Here is a 6,402-nt window from a genome sequence, read left to right on the forward strand (position 1 = left end):
AATGATTTATGTTGCAAAGCTATAATTTAGATTATATTATCCACTTAATGCACTGTTACATATAATTAAAGATAAACCTTAATATAGGCATGTCGCTGGGCGGTTTATATAGATCAGTGCAGAAAACAATAGAAACAAGCAACACAAAATCTCCTAAACCCTTAAAAATAAAAGGAAATTGGAGATATAGCAGAAAGATAGATAGGTACCATTATGTCACAAGAAGCCATTGCACTCCCTGAATGCAGCAGCGAATCCCCCAGAGTTGTAAGAGAAACTGTACGCCAACAACTAAGCAGTGATATTGAAGAATTTCTAAAAAGAGGTGGTAACGTAGAACGCGTTGATAATAACGTACGAGCTGACCCGCCAAAGAAGCCGACCATGAATTATGGCTCAGCACCAATCTAAGCCAGTACTACGTTAAAAGCGATAGCAGTACCGCTTAGCTTCTTCTTTCTTCCATCGCTCTCGGTAACTTTTTCATCTAAGAATATTACCGAGAGTGATAAAAGTGAATTTAAATTCACCCTATTCGCTATTTTCCTGTAAAAAGACCTGATTATTTCTAAAAAGACATTGCAGATTTCGAAATCTATGCGACAATTCGCACTCACTTTGAGACCTGCCACACACTATTACCGTCTCAAGGCACTCGCTTTTTTGTAGTCATGCACCTAAATGGATTCAGGTACAGGAGAATTGGGATTTAATGGACGCCTTTACTTTAATAATAAGCTTGACGCTTGCCGTCGCCGGTTCCTTTTTATATCGAGACTATTCACGTTTTCTCCGTGGCGCATACGCTAAATACGGAAAAGTAGTGTCAATCCATCAAGTATTCTCTAGCCTTACTTCTCATGCCGACAATAGTACTAGCCAAACCTACGTTAAAAATGGTTTTTACCCTGTCATTGAGTACCCGCATGAAGGAGGCCCGGTTCGCTTTACCGCAATTGACCACTTAGCCTCAGGCAACTTCCACGTTGGCGACAAAGTAAAACTTCGTATTCTCAAAACTCGCCGCAAACACTCACGTACTTGCAAAACTTTTATTGCACTGATATCAATGATTAGCTTGCTAAGCCTAGGCATGATAGGTGCTGCAATAACCAGCAGCATCTATATTTCATTTGGGCAGGTTCTACTTGCCTCAATGGTAATTGCTGCAAGTTTATCAATTATGGTTTTATATCAGCGCGACCAAGACCAGCATTACATTCACGAACTGAGCCATACTAAAAGCGGCCGAGCACAACTATGCATACCTGAACCCGCTGCTTTTAGGCACTGGAAGTCTGCGCTACAAGACCCTGTTCAACGAATAAAAATTCGCGGTTCACAATTATGCGGCGCGACCTGCATAGGCTCCGCACTTGTTATGCTAAGCATCGCTTTAATCCCAAGCATTCAATTATTACTTAAGCTAAGCATATAAGCGTACCTAGATCTCGAGTTCCCTGTATTTAGCGAAAAGCAAAATACTTCCAAAAATCCAGCCCCAGTTGACTTGCGTTATAGCCTTTCCTTCGGCATACCTGCTAATCTTAAGCACATAATATTTTTGATGATTGCCGGAGATAAAAAGTGTTTTCACCCAGCCAACGACAATTCCCTAACAGCCGACTCCGTCGCATGCGCTTTCAAGACTTTTCCCGTCGCTTGATGCAGGAAAATACACTAACAGCCAATGACCTGATTTACCCCATGTTTATTCTTGAAGGTGTAAATAAACGCGAAGCTGTTAGCTCTATGCCCGGCGTTGAACGCCTGAGTATTGACCTACTACTAAAAGAGGCGCAGCAGCTACTAGAGCTTGGTATCCCCGCCGTCGCACTATTTCCCGTCACCCCGAGTAATGCCAAGTCTCTTGATGCCAAAGAAGCTTGGAACCCCGAGGGCCTAGCCCAAAGAGCTGTACGAGCACTAAAAAAGGAATATCCGGAGCTGGGCGTGATTACCGACGTTGCCTTAGACCCCTTTACAACCCACGGCCAAGACGGAATTATCGATGATGATGGATATGTATTAAACGATATTACCGTTAACGCATTAGTTAAGCAGGCTTTGTCACACGCAGAGGCCGGAGCAGACATCGTTGCACCTTCAGATATGATGGATGGCCGAATCGCTGCGATTCGCAAAGAACTGGAAGCCGCAGGCCATATCAATACCTCTATACTTGCCTACTCCGCTAAGTATGCCTCTTCTTATTATGGTCCTTTTCGCGACGCAGTAGGCTCTGCTGGCAACTTAGGTAAAGCAGATAAAAAGACTTACCAAATGGACCCGGCCAATTCTGATGAAGCCTTGCACGAGGTCGCCATGGACCTTCAGGAAGGTGCCGACATGGTTATGATCAAGCCAGGCATGCCCTATCTCGATATTGTTTACCGTATCAAGACTGAACTCAAAGCGCCGACCTTCGTCTATCAAGTGAGTGGTGAGTATGCGATGCATATGGCCGCAATAGAAAATGGCTGGCTAGACAAGGATAAAATTATTCTAGAGTCACTACTTTGTATCAAGCGCGCTGGCGCCGATGCAATTCTGACTTATTTTGCCAAGGACGCTGCGAAACTTCTTAGCAAAGGATAAAGATGTAACAATGTTCAGCTAGAATGGATTATCGCCCCTTTTAAAATACTTGGAGAATACAGACAACAATGAGCACGACGCATGACGAGCAAACAGCAAATAATGAGCTCCCTGCTATAGACCTCCTTAACCACGAATACTACGTGAACAGGGAACTAAGCCATCTGCAGTTCAACCATCGCGTGCTCAAACAAACGATTGATACATCGCACCCTCTCCTCAACCGTCTGATGTTTAGCTGCATATTCAGTAGCAACATGGATGAGTTTTTTGAAATTCGTGTGGCCGGCCTAAAACATCAGATCAAATTTGGTCGGGAGACAATTGGGCCTGACGGACTAAGCCCTGAACAAACCCTAGAAAAAATCAAACATATCGCGACAGATTTTGTTCGTGAACAGTATGAGATTTTGAATGATGTGCTTCTGCCTGAGTTAAAAAAAGAGGGGATCAGTTTTCTAAGACGCCAGGAATGGAGTGAAGCTCAACATGAATGGTTAGCTAATTATTTCGATAACGAAGTACTACCGATTATTAACCCCATCGGTCTCGACCCTTCACACCCCTTTCCTCGCCTGGTAAATAAGAGTCTAAACTTTATCGTAGAGCTGGACGGCAAAGATGCTTTCGGTCGTGAAACCGGCCTGGCAATCGTTCCCGCCCCCCGCTCTTTACCCAGGCTTATTAAATTACCTGCGGAGATTTCCAAGGGTGATGAACTGGTATTCTTATCTTCAATTATTCACGCTCATGTTGACCAACTATTTCCCGGCATGTCAGTGCAAGGCTGTTACCAATTCCGTTTAACCCGAAATGCCGACTTTGAACTTGAACAAGAAGATATGGAGGATCTGGCCTCTGCATTAAAAGGGGAGCTGCTCTCGAGACGTTTTGGTGACGCTGTTAGATTAGAGCTTGCAGACAACTGCCCAGAGCATCTGATCTCTTTCTTGCTCAAAGAGTTTAAACTGAGTAAAGATGAACTGTATCAAGTGCGAGGCCCGGTTAACCTTTCTCGCCTAATGCAACTACCAGATTTAGTCGACAAACCTGAACTACTCTACCCGGCCTTCGCTCCAGGCCTGCCAAAGCCTTTAAAGAAAAGCAGCAATATTTTTTCAACTATAAAACAGAAAGATATTCTTCTGCACCACCCCTTCCAGAGCTTTACACCAGTTATCGATTTTCTTCGACACGCTGCCCTAGACCCCGATGTCGTTGCTATTAAACAAACACTTTACCGTAGCGGCGCTAATTCTGAAATTGTTGCCGCCTTGGTCGATGCAGCAAGACGCGGAAAAGAAGTCACTGCAGTAATAGAATTACGAGCCCGTTTTGACGAAGAAGAAAATATTGAACTAGCCAGCCGCCTGCAAGAAGCTGGCGCTGTCGTCGTTTATGGCGTAGTGGGCTATAAAACCCACGCCAAGATGATACTCGTAGCCCGACGCGAAGCCGAAGGTTTTAGGCACTATGTACATTTGGGTACGGGTAATTATCACGCAAAGAACGCCCGCCTCTATACAGACTATAGCTTTATGAGTGGTGATGAAGCTCTCGGGAAAGAGGTTCATAAAATATTCCAGCAGCTCACGGGTATGGGCAAAGCACTGAAGATCAAAAAACTATTCCATGCTCCTTTCACCTTACATGACTCTTTGGTTTCGATGATAGAAAGAGAAGCTAATAATGCCAAAGCAGGTAAAGCCTCAGGAATCACCATTAAAGTTAATGCAGTATCAGAACCCAAAATTATTCGGGCACTGTATCGAGCATCACAAGCAGGCGTGCCTATTAAGCTTATTGTCCGCGGCATATGCTGTTTACGTCCAGGGCTAGAGGGTATTTCCGAAACGATCGAAGTACGCTCTGTGATCGGGCGTTTCTTGGAGCACACTCGAGTTTATTGGTTCCACAATGATGGTAATGACCAGATTTATGGTGCCAGTGCCGACTGGATGACCCGTAACCTGTTAAAGCGTGTTGAAACCTGCTTCCCGATGGAAGATAAGAAGCTAGTAGAACGCGTGAAAGCCGAAATTGGCTTCTACCTAAGCGATAATTGCCAAAGCTGGATTATGGACACCGAGGGAAAATATCATTTGAACCAACCTGCCGAAGCCGAATCTCGAGTCTGCGCACAACAATATTTACTCGAGCACCTTGCCTCAACCTAAAGCCAAACCTGGCACTCTTCTTTTATCTGTTTTCAATACTTTAAAAGAAGAGTGCGATTCAGCCGACATTACCAAAGATTCAGTACATTTAGTTTAAATTCCGAATAGAATGGGCTAACNGGGTACCACAATAGATAATTTAAATAATAAATAGACGCTTCCCATGACTCCTTCTATACATATCAGATTACTGCTCCTGCTTATAACGTCAACCCTAACCTTCAGCACCTACGCATCGATCTCTATTACTGAGCCTCAACAGCCATCAGACTTATCATTTCAAACTGACGCTAAGAGTGAATACGATACCAAGCTAATTACACGTCTGAAAAAGTCTCAAGTTTTCGAACGCTTGCGAATATTTAGTGAACAAGACCTTATTTTAAAACAAAGCATCATTTATCACTTTCACCAAGCTGACCAGGCTACAACGAGCCAACCTTTAGCACTTGACACTGCAAGCTCGAACAACAAACAAACCAGCCAGGTTGATATAAAGATCGACATCCCCTTCTCCTTTCTATACCAACTAGATCAAGGCCTAATTGCCAAATACCCTCAACAAGAGGGTATACAAGAAGCGATATACAGCGCAGCCGTTGAAAAATATTTGTGGTTTGAACTAGGCAGAGCCTTGGTTAGTCAGTTTGATTTAGGCGTATCCGGGCAAGAAGTATTTGCACTGGATAACTTCTCGACCCTTATGCTTATCAACCTGAACCACCATGACAGCGACTTTATTCTGGAAGCAACGGAAGCATTTCTACTAATCAGGCAATCTATTCCTTATGGCGGCGAAGAAGACTACGAAGCTGAGGTTTCACTCGATGAGCAGCGCTACCGCAAAGCCGTTTGCTTAATACTCGGCAAAGACTATCTGGCTCGCGTGAACAGAACAGAGCAAGCCTATCATGAGCTATTAGAAGAGCTGGCATGGGATCAGAAAAAAATTGAACAGTGCCAAAAACTGTATCTGGAGAAGTTACAGACCTGGCTTGATGCCTTACAACCGCACCTCAGACAAGAGAATAGGCTCACCAGCTGGCTTGCTGCACACTAGTCTTAAAGGAAACAATTACAGTACTTTGAGCAGCGCCTCGCATTGCTGCTTTAAGGTTTGTAACTGCTCAGGAGGTAGGTCAAGCTTGCAAAGCATTTGCTCAGGTACCGCTTGCGCCTCAGCTTTTAGAGAGCGACCACTTTCAGTCAAAGTAAGAATTTTTACTCGCTCATCACGAAGACCAGGACTTCGACTCAATAAGCCTTTCGCTTCAAGACGCTTTAATAAAGGTGTTAAGGTTCCTGAGTCCAGATGAACCCGCTCCCCTAAATCACTGACGTTGATTTCGTCTTTTTCCCACAATACCATCATGACAATGTACTGAAGGTAGGTCAGGTCCAGTAATTTAAGGAATGGCCGATAGGCTCGAACCATCGCATTGGAAGCACTATATAAAGAAAAACAAACCTGTTTATCCAGGCGAAGAAGGTCTTCCGACATAAATAAAGCTTAGTACCAAACGATAAAGGTAGCCGCGGCACTTACACCACAGGTTTCAACGAATTCACTATGACGACAAACATGTTTACCAATCGCATAGCTCAAGCCAGCACCAACAATATACAG

The 6,402-nt window shown here is 44.1% G+C and carries 6 protein-coding genes; 5 read left to right on the forward strand and 1 reads right to left on the reverse strand.

Going from position 1 to position 6,402, the window contains the following annotated elements; translation table 11 throughout:
* Positions 1 to 213 precede the first annotated feature (213 nt).
* The 5 genes from A3766_RS08390 (at position 214) to A3766_RS08415 (ending at position 5,835) form a co-directional block, all read left to right on the forward strand.
* Positions 214 to 411: a hypothetical protein gene (locus A3766_RS08390; protein ID WP_068513514.1), complete on the forward strand. Its 198-nt coding sequence runs from the start codon at positions 214 to 216 to the stop codon at positions 409 to 411.
* Between the two features lie 301 nt (positions 412 to 712).
* The gene (locus A3766_RS08400; RefSeq protein WP_068513508.1) at positions 713 to 1,438 is read left to right on the forward strand and encodes a hypothetical protein; all 726 of its coding nucleotides are present in this window, start codon (positions 713 to 715) and stop codon (positions 1,436 to 1,438) included.
* Between the two features lie 149 nt (positions 1,439 to 1,587).
* Entirely contained in the window at positions 1,588 to 2,598 is a 1,011-nt protein-coding gene (gene hemB, locus A3766_RS08405; RefSeq protein WP_082865402.1) for a porphobilinogen synthase, read from the forward strand.
* Between the two features lie 68 nt (positions 2,599 to 2,666).
* Complete coding sequence (gene ppk1, locus A3766_RS08410; protein WP_068513504.1) at positions 2,667 to 4,775, forward strand: polyphosphate kinase 1; 2,109 nt, start codon at positions 2,667 to 2,669, stop codon at positions 4,773 to 4,775.
* Positions 4,776 to 4,938: 163 nt separating this feature from the next.
* Positions 4,939 to 5,835: a DUF4344 domain-containing metallopeptidase gene (locus A3766_RS08415; RefSeq protein WP_068513500.1), complete on the forward strand. Its 897-nt coding sequence runs from the start codon at positions 4,939 to 4,941 to the stop codon at positions 5,833 to 5,835.
* 15 nt (positions 5,836 to 5,850) lie between these two features.
* Here A3766_RS08415 and A3766_RS08420 read toward each other — a convergent pair whose 3' ends face one another.
* Positions 5,851 to 6,276, reverse strand: coding sequence for a MarR family winged helix-turn-helix transcriptional regulator (locus A3766_RS08420; RefSeq protein ID WP_068513497.1), 426 nt, complete (start codon positions 6,274 to 6,276; stop codon positions 5,851 to 5,853).
* Positions 6,277 to 6,402: the final 126 nt, after the last annotated feature.

This window comes from Oleiphilus sp. HI0132 (assembly GCF_001635845.1).

Bases quoted from the DNA above. Each gene is read 5' to 3' on its own strand.
- A3766_RS08390 (WP_068513514.1), top strand. From the start codon at position 214: ATGTCACAAGAAGCCATTGCACTCCCTGAATGCAGCAGCGAATCCCCC.
- A3766_RS08400 (WP_068513508.1), top strand. From the start codon at position 713: ATGGACGCCTTTACTTTAATAATAAGCTTGACGCTTGCCGTCGCCGGT.
- ppk1 (WP_068513504.1), top strand. From the start codon at position 2,667: ATGAGCACGACGCATGACGAGCAAACAGCAAATAATGAGCTCCCTGCT.
- A3766_RS08415 (WP_068513500.1), top strand. From the start codon at position 4,939: ATGACTCCTTCTATACATATCAGATTACTGCTCCTGCTTATAACGTCA.
- A3766_RS08420 (WP_068513497.1), bottom strand. From the start codon at position 6,276: ATGTCGGAAGACCTTCTTCGCCTGGATAAACAGGTTTGTTTTTCTTTA.